10 protein-coding genes are annotated in these 15,143 nt (G+C 54.0%); 3 read left to right on the plus strand and 7 right to left on the minus strand.

The genetic code is table 11. The features are described from left to right. Positions 1–8 precede the first annotated feature (8 nt). Positions 9–1,346, plus strand: coding sequence for an acetyl-CoA carboxylase biotin carboxylase subunit (accC, locus tag EJ361_RS16825; RefSeq protein WP_126246812.1), 1,338 nt, complete (start codon positions 9–11; stop codon positions 1,344–1,346). A 387-nt stretch (positions 1,347–1,733) separates the two neighbouring features. Here the strand turns inward: accC and EJ361_RS26175 are convergent, their stop codons facing one another. From EJ361_RS26175 to EJ361_RS16845, 4 genes are all read right to left on the minus strand, one after another. Continuing rightward, positions 1,734–1,877: a glyoxalase superfamily protein gene (locus EJ361_RS26175; RefSeq protein WP_394344731.1), complete on the minus strand. Its 144-nt coding sequence runs from the start codon at positions 1,875–1,877 to the stop codon at positions 1,734–1,736. Positions 1,878–1,944: 67 nt separating this feature from the next. Further along, a complete protein-coding gene (locus EJ361_RS16835) occupies positions 1,945–2,634 on the minus strand; it encodes a hypothetical protein (RefSeq protein WP_126246813.1) in 690 nt (229 codons plus the stop codon). Positions 2,635–2,688: 54 nt separating this feature from the next. After that, positions 2,689–4,227 (minus strand): TlpA family protein disulfide reductase, encoded by a 1,539-nt coding sequence (locus EJ361_RS16840; protein ID WP_126246814.1) that lies wholly within the window; start codon positions 4,225–4,227, stop codon positions 2,689–2,691. Between the two features lie 124 nt (positions 4,228–4,351). After that, on the minus strand, positions 4,352–6,547 hold the full coding sequence (locus EJ361_RS16845; protein ID WP_126246815.1) for a glutamine synthetase III family protein: 2,196 nt from the start codon (positions 6,545–6,547) through the stop codon (positions 4,352–4,354). Between the two features lie 257 nt (positions 6,548–6,804). Here EJ361_RS16845 and purL point away from each other — a divergent pair, with 257 nt between their 5' ends. Together purL and EJ361_RS16855 are read left to right on the plus strand one after the other, a co-directional pair. Then, positions 6,805–9,027 (plus strand): phosphoribosylformylglycinamidine synthase subunit PurL, encoded by a 2,223-nt coding sequence (gene purL / locus EJ361_RS16850; RefSeq protein WP_126246816.1) that lies wholly within the window; start codon positions 6,805–6,807, stop codon positions 9,025–9,027. Between the two features lie 192 nt (positions 9,028–9,219). Further along, complete coding sequence (locus EJ361_RS16855) at positions 9,220–9,786, plus strand: hypothetical protein (protein WP_126246817.1); 567 nt, start codon at positions 9,220–9,222, stop codon at positions 9,784–9,786. On the opposite strand, the gene EJ361_RS16860 is transcribed toward EJ361_RS16855, so the two are convergent. The 3 genes from EJ361_RS16860 to EJ361_RS16870 all read right to left on the minus strand — a co-directional run bounded on the left by EJ361_RS16860 (position 9,769) and on the right by EJ361_RS16870 (position 15,082). Continuing rightward, complete coding sequence (locus tag EJ361_RS16860) at positions 9,769–10,860, minus strand: PepSY-associated TM helix domain-containing protein (RefSeq protein ID WP_126246818.1); 1,092 nt, start codon at positions 10,858–10,860, stop codon at positions 9,769–9,771. The two genes, EJ361_RS16855 and EJ361_RS16860, sit on opposite strands and share 18 nt — an antisense overlap. Continuing rightward, the gene (locus tag EJ361_RS16865; RefSeq protein ID WP_164714296.1) at positions 10,860–13,202 is read right to left on the minus strand and encodes a TonB-dependent receptor; all 2,343 of its coding nucleotides are present in this window, start codon (positions 13,200–13,202) and stop codon (positions 10,860–10,862) included. The genes EJ361_RS16860 and EJ361_RS16865 overlap by 1 nt, the downstream gene beginning before the upstream one ends. Before the next feature lie 638 nt (positions 13,203–13,840). Continuing rightward, the gene (locus EJ361_RS16870) at positions 13,841–15,082 is read right to left on the minus strand and encodes an aminotransferase class I/II-fold pyridoxal phosphate-dependent enzyme (RefSeq protein WP_126246820.1); all 1,242 of its coding nucleotides are present in this window, start codon (positions 15,080–15,082) and stop codon (positions 13,841–13,843) included. Between the last annotated feature and the right edge of the window lie 61 nt (positions 15,083–15,143).

The following is a 15,143-nucleotide window of genomic DNA, read 5'->3' on the forward strand; positions in this document are numbered from 1 at the left end:
TGCGTAACATGTTCAAAAAGATATTGATCGCCAACCGTGGCGAGATTGCCCTGCGCATCATCCGTACCTGTAAGGAAATGGGGATCAGGACAGTGGCAGTTTATTCAACGGCGGATAAAGACAGCCTTCATGTCCGTTTCGCCGACGAAGCCGTGTGTATCGGAAAGCCGCAAAGCAGCGATTCTTACCTGAATATCCCTCACCTGATGGCTGCTGCCGAGATCACCAACGCAGACGCCATCCATCCCGGTTACGGATTCCTCGCCGAAAACGCCCGCTTCGCAGAGATCTGCGGCGAACATGGCATCAAGTTCATCGGGCCTACACCGGAAATGATCCGCAGAATGGGCGACAAGATGACCGCCAAGGAAACCATGATCGCAGCAGGTGTTCCGGTAATCCCCGGTTCCGAAGGCCTCCTCGAAAGCGTGGAAGAAGCCCAGAAACTGGCCAGGGAAATGGGCCTCCCCGTCATCCTCAAAGCCACCGCAGGCGGTGGTGGTAAAGGTATGCGCGTGGTTTGGGACGAAAATGAAGTGGAGAACGCCTACAACATGGCTAAAAACGAAGCCCGCGCCGCTTTCAGTAACGATGGCATCTACATGGAGAAATTCGTGGAAGAGCCCCGTCACATCGAAATCCAGGTAGCCGGCGACCAATACGGCAAAGTATGCCACCTCTCCGAGCGCGACTGCTCCATCCAGCGCCGCCACCAGAAACTGGTGGAAGAGTCTCCCTCGCCCTTCATGACGCCCGAACTCCGTGAGAAAATGGGTGAAGCCGCCATCAAAGCCGCATCCGCCATCAATTACGAAAGCGTAGGCACCATCGAGTTCCTGGTAGACAAGCACCGTAATTTCTACTTCATGGAAATGAATACCCGTATCCAGGTGGAGCACGGCGTAACCGAAGAAGTGATCAATTTCGACCTTATCAAGGAACAAATCAAGATCGCTGCCGGTATCCCCATTTCCGGGAAGAACTATACGCCGCAGATGCACGCCATCGAGTGCCGCATCAACGCGGAAGATCCGCATAACGATTTCCGCCCTTCGCCGGGCAAGATCACCGTCCTCCACACACCCGGAGGCCACGGCGTGCGCGTGGATTCCCATATCTACGCCGGTTATGTGATCCCTCCGTACTACGATTCCATGGTGGCCAAGGTGATCGCCGTGGCGCAAACCCGCGAAGAAGCCATCAACACCATGGAACGCGCCCTGTCCGAATTCGTGATCGAAGGTGTGAAAACAACCATCCCCTTCCATCAGCAACTCATGCAGGACGAGAACTTCCGTAAAGGCAACTTTACCACCAAGTTCACCGAAACCTTCAAGCTGCAATAGTTTTACTTGTAAATATTGCCCAGGGCCGCTCTTCCGGAGCGGCCCTGCTTTTTTACCCGAATACCTATGATCTTTATATTCGAATCCGGCCTCATCTGGCCATGGATGATCCATCTAATTCTTTACATCCGCCGGATTTACCGTAAAGAACCTTTCCCCTTCCATCAGCGTAAAAGTAAAAGCGGACCGCAAAAGCAGTCCGCCAGGATTATTTGTAATGACAGTTTGATTAACACGCAACACTATCGTTGCCAGTGAAATTGCTGGGCCCGCCGGAGAACCGGCGGCCGCCATAACTCGTTCGATCGGTAATGGAACGAATGTACTCCATCAAGCAACGCCCGTTCCGGAAATGGGACGAACCTCCGCGAATCCGTTACGAACCGCTTATGTAAACCGCTCCACGTACACGACCTTTGCGCCGGGTGTTGCGTCTCCATGATGTTCGGACAAATGCAGCGTAACCCCGTCCCGCCCGGTAAATGTAAGCCTAAAAACAACAAGGCCATCCTTGCGGACGGCCAGTTGCATTAAACCTTAAAACGTTCTCAGCATAAATGATTGACACAAAACTTTCGTCCTGAACCGTGGACGGAGTTTATAATTTTTCGGCTGCGGGCGTGGCAGCTTTTTTCTGCATCATGCCTTTCTTGCGCATACCGGATTTGTGTTGCATTCTTTCTTTCGCACGCCATTCTTTGTATTGGGTGAATTTTTCGTCGCCGAGGGCGAGTTTCACTTTTTCGAGGCGTTCGTTGTGGAGGGATTTGATTTTACCCTTGCGTTCGGATTTGTCGGCGTCTTTAAGGGCCATGGCTTTGTCCATGTATTCCTTGTTGATGGCTTTCAGATCGGCGCTTTGTTTTTCGCTGAGACCCAGCGCTTTTACGGCTTCCTGGGTACGATCGTGATGGCGGCGGGCCATTTTGCCTTCTTTCCCGAACTTACCGTCTTTCCCGGATTTGCCATGATGGCGGCCTTTACGGTCGGCAAGGAGCTGTTGGTTTTCCTCCCATTTGGCGAACTGGTCTTTGTCGAGTACGGTTTTGATCTGGTCCTGGCGCGTGGAGCGCAGGGCATCGGATTTGGATTTGCGGTCTTCCTTGCTGAGGGATTCGTTGCTGCGCAGCTCCTTCAATCCGTCCATATACGATTTGTTGATATCACGGATTTTTGCGGACTGCTGTTCGGTGAGTTTCAGGTCTGCTTTGGCGGCAGGCTTATCCTGGGCATTGGCCAGGGAAACGCTTCCGGTCAGCAGCACCATCCATACAATTTGTTTCATCATGGCGATTAATTTCATACATAGACCGCCATGTGTTCCCGAAGTTTAACCCCGGGCTCATAAAAGTTTGTTAATGGCTTCGCGGAGGGATTTAGGGTCCCGGGGCCAGGGCGCCTGTTTGGTCACGAGGTTGCCTTCCTTATCGATGAGCAGGTAACTGGGATAGCCGCCGTTAAGATATTGTCTTTCAAATACTTGTTGCATCATGTCGGGCATGCGGTAGTGTACAACGGTTGGCCCGGTGATCTTGTGCTGGCGGATGGCGTTTTTCCAGGCGGCTTCGGGGGAGTGGTTGGCCAGGTAAAGGAATACCACGTCTTTCCCGGCATATTCCTTTTTGATATCGGGCATGAGTTCCATCATCTTCCGGCAGGGTGGGCACCAGGTACCCCAAATATCGAGATAGATCACTTTGCCTTTGTACGGGGCTGTCACATGCCTGAAAATTTCTGCTGCCGTTTGCATGACGGGGAATTCGGTGACGAAGCGCGTATCGGCCACCAGTGCATCGTTCGCGTCTAGTGCTTTGAGAGAATCATTTTGCCGGCTGAGCCGCGTCATCAGGAAAGTATCGGTCACGTTTTTGCGCAATGCACGGAGCATGGAATCGCTGTAAACGAAGCCCTGGCTGAATTTGCTGGAGGTTTCCCAGGTGTCTGTCAATATTTTTTCGATGGGATGGCGGTAACGCGCTTCGTAAATGGAGTCGGCATTCAGCTTGAGCGCCCTGGCTTTGGATTCGCTGTGGTCGCGGATATTGTCGATCACGATCAGGTAATCGTCAGACAAATAGCCGGTGCCGAAACGCTGGCTGGCAATGGTATCGATCGTCTCGAAAAAGGTATCGTCGATTTGGTATTTGTCTTTGCCCGGCATCATGAAATACTGCTGGGTGAGGCGCGAGCCGATATCGTACCGGATGCGGGCTTCAATGAATTGACGGGTACGCGCTTCGAGCTTATGTTGTTTGTCGTAGTTTTCGAAATGCTGCATCTTGACACGGAACAATCCGACCATGGTATCCGAATATTGCTGCATGGTCTTAAACTGCCTGCCCCAGTTGAAATCCCAGTATTCGGGCAGCTTCAGCGATTGGGAGACTTCCAGGTACCGGTGGATCTCGTTGTGGAGCCGTGCGTTTATGCCCTCGTATCTTATGGTGGCCTTGTTGGCCCGGGCGGCTTTGCCTGCTGCATCTTCCGGCTTTTTTTCCGGGAAGGATCCCGCATCCGCATACAAATAGATGGTTTCACCCGGCACGCCTACGTTCCCCAGGTTCGCGCGGCCCCAATCCAACAGGATGGAGCTTTCCGCGGGCAAGGGAAACGTTATCCTGAATTTCCCGGAAGCGTCGATCGGCGTGGAGTAGGTGACCTGGTTCCGCGTCACCCAATTCGTATAAATGATCGTGAATGGGGCCCCGCCGCTGAAATTTTTGTATTCTCCGATGATGGTAACGGAATCTTCGCGGAACCGGAGCGGCCCGAATGGAGGCGCTTCTTGGCGTGATTTGATCTGGAGCCTGTTGTCTGTTTGCTGGGAGAGGAGCGGCAACGACAAGCAAAGGAGGAGCAGGAGCTGGAGGGATCTTATCATACGGGTTTCACGAAATTTAACCCAATATAAGCAATTCTACGAATGGTTCGTAGCAGCCTGATAAAAAAGATAAACCCCCGGTGAATACCGGGGGCCATCATACACCAAAACAATCTTACGGTTTTTATCGCAAGAAAAGCAGCTCTCTGTATTTGGGAAGACCCCAAATTTTGTCATCCACCAGGAACTCCAGTTTGTCGGAGTGGTAACGGATGGTGTCGAAGAACGGTTCTTTGATCTTCTCGCAGTAGTCGATCGCTTTCTGACGGCTGTCTTCGAGCTTGTTGGCTACTTTGCGTGCTTCGATCATGGCCTGCACGTTTTCGCTGATGACATTGATGTGTTCAGATATCTTGGTCGCGATCTGGCGTTGCGCTTTGGAAGCGTCGTCGCCGAAACCTGCGTCTTTCAGTCCTTTGATGTTGTTCAGCAGCGTGTTCTGATAGTTTACGGCTGCGGGGAGGATGTGGTTGGTGGCGAGGTCACCGATCACGCGGGCTTCGATCTGAACTTTCTTCACGTAATCTTCCAGGAGGATTTCATGACGTGCGTGCAGTTCTTTCTCGTTGTAAACGCCCATTTCGGTGAAGAGTTTGGTCGCTTTCGGCGTCACGAATGCATCGAGGGCTTTCGGCGTGGTTTTCACGTTGGGGAGGCCACGTTTTTCCGCTTCTTTCGCCCATTCTTCGCTATAACCGTCGCCTTCGAAGAGGATCTTCTCGGAATCAACGATGTATTTGCGGAGGGTTTGCATGATGGCGATTTCTTTCTTCTCGCCTTTTTCGATCAGCGCGTCTACTTCCTTCTTGAATTCGGTCAGCGTTTTCGCCATGATGGTGTTGAGAACGGTCATAGCGGAAGCGCAGTTGGCGGTAGAACCTACGGCGCGGAACTCGAATTTGTTACCGGTGAACGCGAACGGAGAGGTACGGTTACGGTCGGTATTGTCGAGCATCAGCTCGGGGATGTGACGGTGAAGGTCCAGTTTCAGGATGGCTTCGTCCTGCTCGTCGAACTTGTTGTTCACACGGGATTTAACTTCCTGGAGAACATCGAAGAGGTATTTACCGGTGAAAACGGAGATGATGGCCGGGGGAGCTTCGTTGGCGCCCAGGCGGAAGTCGTTGCTCGGAGTAGCGATGGAAGCGCGGAGCAGATCGGCGTAGTCGTGTACCGCTTTGATGGTGTTCACGAAGAACGTGAGGAACATCAGGTTGGTTTTCGGCGTTTTGCCGGGAGCCAGCAGGTTCACACCGGTGTCTGTAGCGAGCGACCAGTTGTTGTGTTTGCCGGAGCCGTTGATGCCTGCGAAGGGTTTTTCGTGGAAGAGCACTTTCAGTTTATGGCGTTTGGCCACTTTGCTCATCACGTCCATCAGCAGGGAGTTATGGTCTACTGCGATGTTCACTTCTTCGAAGATGGGAGCGCACTCGAACTGTGCGGGTGCCACTTCGTTGTGACGGGTGCGCAGGGGGATGCCCAGTTTGTAGGATTCTTCTTCGAAATCGCGCATGTAAGCGTATACACGCTCGGGGATGGCGCCGAAGTAGTGATCTTCCAGCTGCTGGCCTTTAGCGGGCGCGTGGCCTACTACGGTGCGGCCGGTGAGCAGCAGGTCGGGACGGGCGTTGGCCAGACCTTCGTCGATCATGAAATATTCCTGTTCCCAGCCGAGGGTGGCGGTAACTTTGGTAACGTTTTTGTCGAAGTAGTTGCACACGTCTACCGCAGCTTTATCGAGGGTAGAGAGGGCTTTCAGCAGGGGCGCTTTGTAATCCAGCGATTCGCCGGTGTAAGCTACGAAGATGGTGGGGATGCAGAGGGTCTTGCCGGTGCCTTGCTCGATGATGAAGGCGGGGGAAGAGGGGTCCCAAGCGGTGTAGCCACGGGCTTCGAAGGTGGCGCGGATGCCGCCGTTGGGGAAGCTGGAGGCGTCGGGCTCCTGTTGAACGAGGGCGTCTCCGTCGAAAGTTTCGATGGAAGAACCATCGCCTTTAATAGTAAAGAAGGAGTCGTGTTTTTCGGCGGTAGTGCCGGTCAGCGGCTGGAACCAGTGCGTATAGTGGGTTACGCCTTTCTTCATAGCCCAGGATTTCAGGCCGGAAGCGATCTGCTCGGCCATTTTGCGTTCGATCTTATTGCCGCCCTTGATGGAATTCATCAGGCTTTTATAAGCCTCGTCGCTGAGGTGTTCGCGCATGGCTTTACCTGTGAACACGTTGCTGCCGAACACGTCGGTAATTTTGCCATTCAGCTCAGGCTTTACTTTGAAGTCAACGCCGGTCAGATTCTCCAGCGCTTGAAAGCGTAACGATTGCATGATGTGAAAAATTTTATACAAAAAAACACCAGTTTGGTTTAAAATGCAAGCAAATCGACAGAATGTTACCAAAAAATTGCATTTCGCCGGAAAAAACAGGTGTTTTTTAAAATTCGGCCAAATATTCGAAGGCGGGAACCCTCGAAACTGATATATTAAAAAAATTATAATTCGTATATGGGGCTTTCGTGTTCCGTCTTGTCAATTGATAGAAATCTATGTAGTTTTGCATCTTCTTTTATAAACCTTCTCAATTCATGCAAACGACCACAGTTGAAACCGCCGAACAGTTAGGACTGACAGCAGACGAATTTGAACGCATAAAATCCATCCTGGGCCGTACCCCCAACTTCACCGAACTGAGCATGTACTCGGTGATGTGGAGCGAGCACTGCAGCTATAAGAACTCCATCGTATGGCTGAAAAGTCTGCCCCGGGAAGGCGGTAGGCTGCTCGTGAAAGCTGGTGAGGAAAACGCCGGCCTGGTAGATATCGGCGACGGCTGGGCCTGCGTATTCAAAATTGAATCGCACAACCACCCCTCGGCCCTCGAGCCCTTCCAGGGCGCAGCCACCGGGGTAGGAGGTATCCACCGCGATATTTTCACCATGGGCGCCCGCCCCATCGCGGCCCTCAACTCCCTGCGCTTCGGCAATATCAACGATAAAAAGAACCAGCACCTCCTCAAAGGCGTGGTACACGGCATCGGCCATTACGGCAACTGCTTCGGTGTACCCACCGTAGGCGGTGAAGTATATTTCGAAGACTGCTACGGCACCAACCCCCTCGTGAACGCCATGAGCGTGGGCGTACTGAAAGTAGGCACCATGGTTTCCGCCACCTCCCACGGCGCCGGCAACCCCGTATTCATCGTAGGCTCCGCCACCGGTAAAGACGGCATCGGCGGCGCTTCCTTCGCTTCCGCAGACATCACCGAAGAATCCGCCAAAGATCTCCCGGCCGTTCAGGTAGGAGACCCCTTCCAGGAAAAGAAACTCCTCGAAGCATGCCTCGAACTCGTGCCCACCGGCGCACTCGTGGGTATGCAGGACATGGGCGCCGCAGGCATCACCTGCTCCACCGCCGAAATGTCTGCCAAAGGCGAACATGGCATGATCATCCACCTCGACAAGGTGCCCACCCGCCAGGCTAATATGAAAGGTTGGGAAATGCTCCTGTCCGAATCCCAGGAACGCATGCTCATCGTGGTACACAAAGGCCGCGAGAAAGAAGTCCTCGACATCTTCGAGAAATGGGACCTCCACTGCGTTCAGATCGGCGAAGTGACCAAAGAGCCCATCCTCCGTTTCTATATGAACGGCGAACTCGAAGCCGAAGTGCCCGCAGAAAGCCTCGTGCTCGGCGGCGGCGCTCCCCAGTACCACCGCGCTTACGTGGAGCCCAAATACTTTGAGAAAGTAAAACAGTTCGACATCCAGAATATCCCCGACATCGCCGATGCGAAGAAAGTAGCCGAGAAAATCGCGCAGCTGCCCAACATAGCGTCCAAACGTTGGGTATATACGCAGTACGACAGCATGGTTGGTACCGCCAACGCCAGCACCAACGCCCCTTCAGACGCGTCTATCGTAATCGTGAAAGGTTCGAAGAAAGCGCTCGCCGTTACCACCGACTGTAACTCCCGGTACGTACACGCCGATCCCCACACCGGCGGCCAGATCGCAGTGGCGGAAGCTGCCCGCAACATCGTTTGCTCCGGCGGCGAACCCGTAGCCATCACCAACTGCCTCAATTTCGGTAATCCCTACGATCCGGAAGTATACTACCAGTTCGTACACGCCATCCAGGGCATGGGCGAAGCCTGCCGCAAGTTCAACACCCCCGTAACCGGCGGTAACGTAAGCTTCTATAACCAAAGCCCCGACGGCCCTGTGTATCCCACGCCCACCATCGGTATGCTCGGCGTGCTCGACTCCATGGACCAGCGCATTACCCTCGATTTCAAAAACAACGGCGACCTCATCTACCTCGTAGGCCGCAGCTACAACGATATCAGCAGCTCCGAATACCTCCACAAGCTCATCGGCGTGGAATTCAGCCCCGCTCCGCACTTTAACCTGGAAGAAGAACACCGCCTCCAGCAAACCATCACCAAGCTCAACGCCGCCGGCCTGATCCGGTCCGCGCACGACGTGAGCGAAGGCGGCCTCTTCATCACCCTCCTGGAAAGCGCCATGGCAGGTAATTCCGGCTTCGACGTTCACACCAACAAAAAATTCCGCAAAGACGCCTTCCTCTTCGGCGAAGCGCAATCCCGCGTGGTAGTGACCGTGAACCCGGCCGACAAGGAGAAATTCGAATCGCTGCTTCACGGCCTGGTAGACGCCTCCGCCACTTCCGTTCGCTTCGAACTGCTCGGTACCGTTAAGGGCGACAGCATGATCATCGATGGCGAAAACTGGGGTAATACCGCCGATTGGAAAGTGAAATACGATATGGCCCTCGAAAGCCACCTGTAATTCATCAAGTCATTTTTGATAGGGGCCGGTCGATTGACCGGCCTTTTTTTGTTCTTTCAGCCATTCCTCCGTTCCATAAACCCAATCCCTCCATCCGTTAATTCCCTTTCACAGCCTGCAGTCCGCGTTTTAGCTTGCGTCCGGAACAAATTACCCCATCAACTTTCAACAGTTATGAAAAACATTTTTGTAATGCTTTTGACGACCGTCCTTTTCACCCTGTGCGCCTGCAAAAAGGAAGGCCCCGCCGGGCCTGCGGGAAAAGACGGAGAAAACGGCAATGCCAATATCACGGCAAAAAAATTCACCACCATGGCGTCTACCTGGAAATACCCCGGCCATTACGCCCTCGATTACGGCAACAACCAGGTAAAACTGCACTTCAGCAAGTACATCACCGTAGAAGCCCCCGAAATCACGAAAGATGTAATAGATAACGGTTTGGTACTCATGTACATGATCCCGAAAGGTGTGCACAACTGGATGCCGCTTCCACTGTCTTTCCAGGCCGTATCGCCGTCTGACGTGGTCCACAATTTCGCGTATGAATACCGGCAGGGAACACTCACCATTCATTATTACTGGACCGCCAATACCACCGGGAAAGCGGTGCCCGACGGACTGGAAACCACGCTCATGCCGTTCTACAACTTCCGGTACGTGGTGGCTTCCGGCGTGATGACAGACAAAATGAAAGCATCCGGCGTCAACACGCAGGACCCCGTTGCCGTAGAGCTGGCGCTAAGCGGCGGACTGTAAACGTTTGGTTATTCGGCCCCGGCCTGTCATCCATTTCCGGCGGAACCAGATGAGGATGCCGGACAGCGCAAGCACCCCAGGCGTTAATCCCAGTAAGCTATAGAGAATTTTCAGCGGAATGCCGCCGTAGTTGCCGAAATGAAGCGGTTTCACGGCGGCGTCCCATTTTACGGAGAAGGGTGCGTCGTTGAAAAGGGTTTTCTTTACCACTTTCCCGCTGTCCGGAGAAAGGGAAATGGTGGTGCCGTATTCCCCGAAGATCAGCGGCTCGCCCGCATTCCCCAGGAAAAGGACGGGACCGCCTTCCGTTCGCGGCGGCCGGATGGCCATGATGGTATAATTGCTGATCTCTGAACGGGCTTTCGCAGTTAACGATTCGAAGTCGATGGAGGCGGAAACCGCTACAGACGGGGCTTTCTTGCCGACCCTCGCACCCACCACCTTCCATTGTATCAGGATGCCGGTGATGACGATCAGCAGGTTAAACACCAGCGACCATACGCCTGCGATGCGGTGCAGGTTCCTCCATCGCCGGCGGCGGAATTTCCATTCGATCTTATCGCGGAAAGTAAGCACTTTCCATAAATGCTTCCGGTACACGTACACCCCGGTAACAATGGCCACCAGCATCACCGCCGCCATGAAAAGGATGATGATGGAACCGTTGCGCCCGCTCATGAGCGTGAAGTGCAGGTAGAGGAGGAAGCCCGTGAAAAAGTCTTTATTGCCGCGCGTATGCAGTATTTCGGCGGTGTAGGGGTCCACGTACAGGTACACCTTGTTCTCTGCACTGTATTCCGCACGCATCACGAGCGCTTCTTCCGGCGCCTGCGGCATGCGCTGGAAGGTGAGGTAAGGGTTGCCGGGAAGGGCTTTGGAACCGGCTTCATACAACGTGTTGAGCGATTGCCGCCGGCCCTTCGGCTCCACGTTAAAATACCGCTGGTTCAGCGCATGATCGATCTCGTCGCTGAACACGAGCAAACTGCCCGTAAAGCTTAATAGCAGGAGGAAGCCCCCTGCTATTAAACCTGTGATCCGGTGCCACCGGAATAACTGTTGCGATAATTTCATTAAAAGTCGTACGTGTACTGTAAGTTAAGCCGCACACCGTTGCCTTTGATATAATTCTCGTTGCGGGCGTTCCACTGCGAAGTTACGGTATAGTAATCTTTGTTGAACAGGTTGTCTACACCGAGGGAAAGCCCGCTGTGGCTGTCGAGTTGCAGGTTGGAATACAGGCTGAAGATCGCGAAGCCGTTCACCGGCCCCTGTGCATAGGCGTATTTGCCGTTGGCGCCGGGCTTGAAACGGTCGCGTTCGAGGGCCTGGAGCATCTGGAGGCGGAGGCTCCAGCTTTCCAGCGGACTGTACTTCACGTAAGCGGTCACTTTTTGGGGAGAGATGCGGTCGCCGCCGATCCAGGCGTCTTTTTCATCTTTGTATTTGCCGTTGCCGTCTTTGTCGATCTTGCCTTCCACGAAGGAGTAAGACCCGCCGGCAGAAAGGTTCTTCAGGATGCGGGCGTCTGCCGCGAATTCGAAGCCGTACACTTTCTCGGGATTGCGCTCGATCTCGAACCTGCCGTCGACCTCCGTGTAGGCGGAACCGAGAGCGGACCTGCTGATGTAATAGCTGGCTTCGAGGTTCACGGGGCCGAGGGTGCTGCTGGCGCCTACTTCGTAGTTATGCGCGATCACGGCTTTGGTTTTCAGCAGTGAAAGCGTGTTTTCCTTCGCGGAGCGCAGGGTGCGGCCCAGGTCGGCGATGGAAAAGCTTTGCGAATAGCTCACGAAAGGCTTGAAGAACGTCCACTCGTTGTAACGCAGGCCTGCATTGTAAACGAGGGCGTTGTAGCTGAGGGAGCCGCCTTTTACGGGCACGCCGCCCACATTGTATTCGCCGGTGGAATTGTTTTTGCTGACGATGGTGGTGAAATCGGGAACGTCGATGTTGATGTTCTCGAAACGCGCGCCGGCTTTCAGCACCCAGTGGCGGAGGAACGTGGTTTTCAATTGTGCGTAGGGCGCGTAGTTGCGCATGTCCATTTCAGGTACCCAAACGCGGCCGTCTACCAGGTCCTGGTTCGTGATATCGTTCATGAAATCCAGTCCGTACACCGCCTGGATGTCTATGTTCTTTCCTGCACGGACGGGGCTGCTGAGGTTGATGCGCAGGCCGCTTTTCTTGCTGTTGATCTGCGATTGCCCGCCGCCTTTCCAGGAATCCACGAAGCTGTAGATCGTCCGGAAGCGCTGAATGTACCCGTTCACGTCGAGGTCCGTTCCGCCTACGATGCCCTGGCTGCTCCAGTGTACGCTGGCGTTGTGGTTGAAGGGCGTGCCTTCGGGCGATCCTTTCCGTACGCCGGGTACGCCGATGGACGGGGTATCGAGGTAACGGCCGGTTTTGAGGACGTAATCACTTTTCTGCTGGCTGCCGAAAAAGTTGTACATCACTTCCACACGGTTTTTGGGGTTGATGGTGTACCCGATCTTCGCAAAGCCGTTCCAGAGCTGGGTTTCACCCAAACCATATTCCGGCGAGATGATGCCGCCTTTCGCGTCTTTGTAAACGCCGGTCTGTTCGTAATGCCCGGAAACGACGAAGTCGAATTTGCCCGCGGCGCCGGAAAGTAGCTGGCCGAGCTGGAGCCCGCCGGTATGTTGCGCGTTTTTCAGCTGGGTCGTAACGCCCACGGTGGTTTTGCCGCTGAGGGGCTTGCCGGGTTCGCCTTTTTTGGTGATGTAGTTGATCAGCCCGCCGTCTGACCCGTTGCCGTAAATCGAGGTGGCGCCTTTGATGACTTCCACGCGCTCGATGGCGGAGGGGTCGATGGTACGCATGTCGCGCCCGCCGGCGCGCAGGGGCGTGGATTGCGGGATGCCGTCCACCATTACGAGGAGGTTACGGCCGCGCAGCGTTTGCCCGGTATTGCCGGTCTGGTTGCCGCTGAACCCGAGGCCGGGAACGGTGGCGGCAAGGATGTCCATGATATTGTTACTGATGCCTTTCTGGGTCTCCAGTTCCCTGGGGCCCACGATGGTGATCGAGGAAGGCACTTCGTCGAGCGTTTCTTTCCTGCGGCTGGCAGACACTACCACCTCATTCAGGTCGCCGCTGGATTGAAGCGTAAGGTCGGTGATGGTCGTATCTTTCGAAAATTGAGCTGCCTGTTCCAGGCTTTTCTGGCCTACGCCGGAAATCCGGATGGTATGTTCGCCCTGTGGCGCCGAAAGTATGAAAACCCCGCTGGCATTGGCTACAGTGCCTTTTTTGAGTTGCGGGATGCTGACGTTTACGAATGGAACGGGCTGGCCCTGGTCGTTGCGGACCGTGCCTTTGATGACGCCCTGCCGCGCAAAAGCGCCCGAAGCGCCGGCCGTCAGCAAAACAGAAATGATTACAGATCTCATGCAGATGTTGGTTAAGGAAAAAAGCTGCGCAAAGGTAGCTTCCGCCGTTCCCCCGCTGTTTACGCAATCGGGAAAAATATCGATCATATGCGGAAATATAGCAGCAGCAAGGCTTTGAGCAACAATCAAGTAGCAATTGCCGTTTTAACAGCTCCTTAACGAAATACAACGTTCGTGTTATGGCTGCATACCGGCAGGAATGCTATTTTTGGTAAGCTTGTGAATGTTCGGAATACACATGCAAAAGTGCATGCAAACACAAGGTTTTCAACTCTTTGAACAAACAGACTTATCATATTCATTTTAGATAGGGCGCGTGCCGTCCCTGTTCTATGACAGCCCGTAAACTTATTTGAATTTTTTATTACCATGTCCTACTGAACGATCGATTCTTAAGATCATGTATTACACCTAGTGAAAGAACGATTTGTTTGCTTGGGGCTGACTAACCATCAGCCCCCTTTTTTTGCCTGGACTTTTCCCGAAATGTTAATCAATTATTGTTGAGCCGGCAGCTGTGCAAGGCCCGGCCGCCGTTGTGTCACTCCCTTCCACCTTTGTGTAAAGCCTTGCGGAAAAAAGAAAGGCGCTCCCCTGCGGGAACGCCTCTCAGCCTTCGATGTTTCTCGAATATTTTATTATACTACCGGGATTTCCGCTACGGCGTAAGCTTTCGCGTCCAGCTTGGCTTTGGTTTCGGTGAAGGCTTTGAGCGTCAGCTCGATGTCTTCATCGTTATGCGCCGCGGTGGGGATGAGGCGGTAGATGATCTGCCCTTTCGGGATAACGGGATATACCACGATGGAGCAGAAGATGTTATAATTCTCGCGAAGGTCCAGGCACATGGCCGTTGCTTCGGGGATATCGCCCTGCAGGTAGATCGGTGTAACGGGGGAATTGGTGCTGCCGATGTTGAAACCTCTGTCGCGCAGGCCTTTCTGCAGCTTGTTCACGTTGCTCCACAGCTTGGCTTTCATTTCTGGGTGCGCACGCATGAGCTGCACGCGTTTCAGGTGCCCGATCACCAGCGGCAGGGGGATGGATTTGGCGAAGATCTGCGAACGCATGTTGTAGCGCAGGTAGTTGATGATGGCTTTGTCGCCGCTCATGAACGCCCCGATGGATGCGCCGCTTTTCGCGAAAGTGTTGAACAGCAGGTCGATCTTGTCCTGAACGCCCTGCTCTTCGCCGGTGCCCGCACCGGTTTTGCCCATGGTGCCGAAGCCGTGGGCATCGTCTACCAGCAGGCGGAATTCGAAATTATCTTTCAGTGCTGCGATTTCTTTCAGTTTACCCTGGTCGCCCGCCATGCCGAATACGCCTTCGGTCACTACGAGGATGCCGCCGCCGCTGGTCTTGATATATTCGGTGGCACGGCGGAGTTGTTTCTCCAGGTCTTCGATATCGTTATGCTTGAACACATAGCGGTGGCCCTGGTGGAGGCGCAGGCCGTCGATGATGGAAGCATGGCATTCCGCGTCGTACACGATCACGTCTCTCCGGTTGCAGATGGCGTCGATGGCGCTCATGATGCCCTGGTAGCCGTAGTTGAGGAGGGTGGTGTCTTCCTTGCCCATGTAATCGCTCAGTTCTTTTTCGAGCTGCTCGTGGTAATTGGTGTTACCGCTCATCATACGGGCGCCCATAGGCGCGGCGAGGCCATACTCCGCCGCCGCTTTGGCATCCGTAGCCCTTACCTCGGGGTGGTTAGCCAGGCCCAGGTAGTTGTTGAGGCTCCATACGATCTTTTCATTGCCCCGGAATTGCATGCGGGGGCCGATCTCGCCTTCCAGCTTGGGGAAAGCAAAGTATCCGTGGGCGCGCTCGGAGTGCTCCCCGATCGGACCCATATGCTTCAGCAGTTTCTCGAATATGTCCATGTGATGATTAAAATGAAATTAAAATTTGACCACAAAGGTATTAAAATATATTTTTTTGTAA

It is taken from the genome of Chitinophaga rhizosphaerae (assembly GCF_003958645.1).
In the GTDB taxonomy this organism is placed as follows: Bacteria; Bacteroidota; Bacteroidia; order Chitinophagales; family Chitinophagaceae; genus Chitinophaga; species Chitinophaga rhizosphaerae.

Excerpts from the sequence above, each read along its gene's own strand:
- EJ361_RS26175 (WP_394344731.1), bottom strand. The coding sequence starts at position 1,877 with ATGCAACTGGCCGTCCGCAAGGATGGCCTTGTTGTTTTTAGGCTTACA.
- EJ361_RS16840 (WP_126246814.1), bottom strand. The coding sequence starts at position 4,227 with ATGATAAGATCCCTCCAGCTCCTGCTCCTCCTTTGCTTGTCGTTGCCG.
- EJ361_RS16845 (WP_126246815.1), bottom strand. The coding sequence starts at position 6,547 with ATGCAATCGTTACGCTTTCAAGCGCTGGAGAATCTGACCGGCGTTGAC.
- EJ361_RS16865 (WP_164714296.1), bottom strand. The coding sequence starts at position 13,202 with ATGAGATCTGTAATCATTTCTGTTTTGCTGACGGCCGGCGCTTCGGGC.
- EJ361_RS16835 (WP_126246813.1), bottom strand. The coding sequence starts at position 2,634 with ATGATGAAACAAATTGTATGGATGGTGCTGCTGACCGGAAGCGTTTCC.
- EJ361_RS16855 (WP_126246817.1), top strand. The coding sequence starts at position 9,220 with ATGCTTTTGACGACCGTCCTTTTCACCCTGTGCGCCTGCAAAAAGGAA.
- purL (WP_126246816.1), top strand. The coding sequence starts at position 6,805 with ATGCAAACGACCACAGTTGAAACCGCCGAACAGTTAGGACTGACAGCA.
- EJ361_RS16860 (WP_126246818.1), bottom strand. The coding sequence starts at position 10,860 with ATGAAATTATCGCAACAGTTATTCCGGTGGCACCGGATCACAGGTTTA.
- EJ361_RS16870 (WP_126246820.1), bottom strand. The coding sequence starts at position 15,082 with ATGGACATATTCGAGAAACTGCTGAAGCATATGGGTCCGATCGGGGAG.
- accC (WP_126246812.1), top strand. The coding sequence starts at position 9 with ATGTTCAAAAAGATATTGATCGCCAACCGTGGCGAGATTGCCCTGCGC.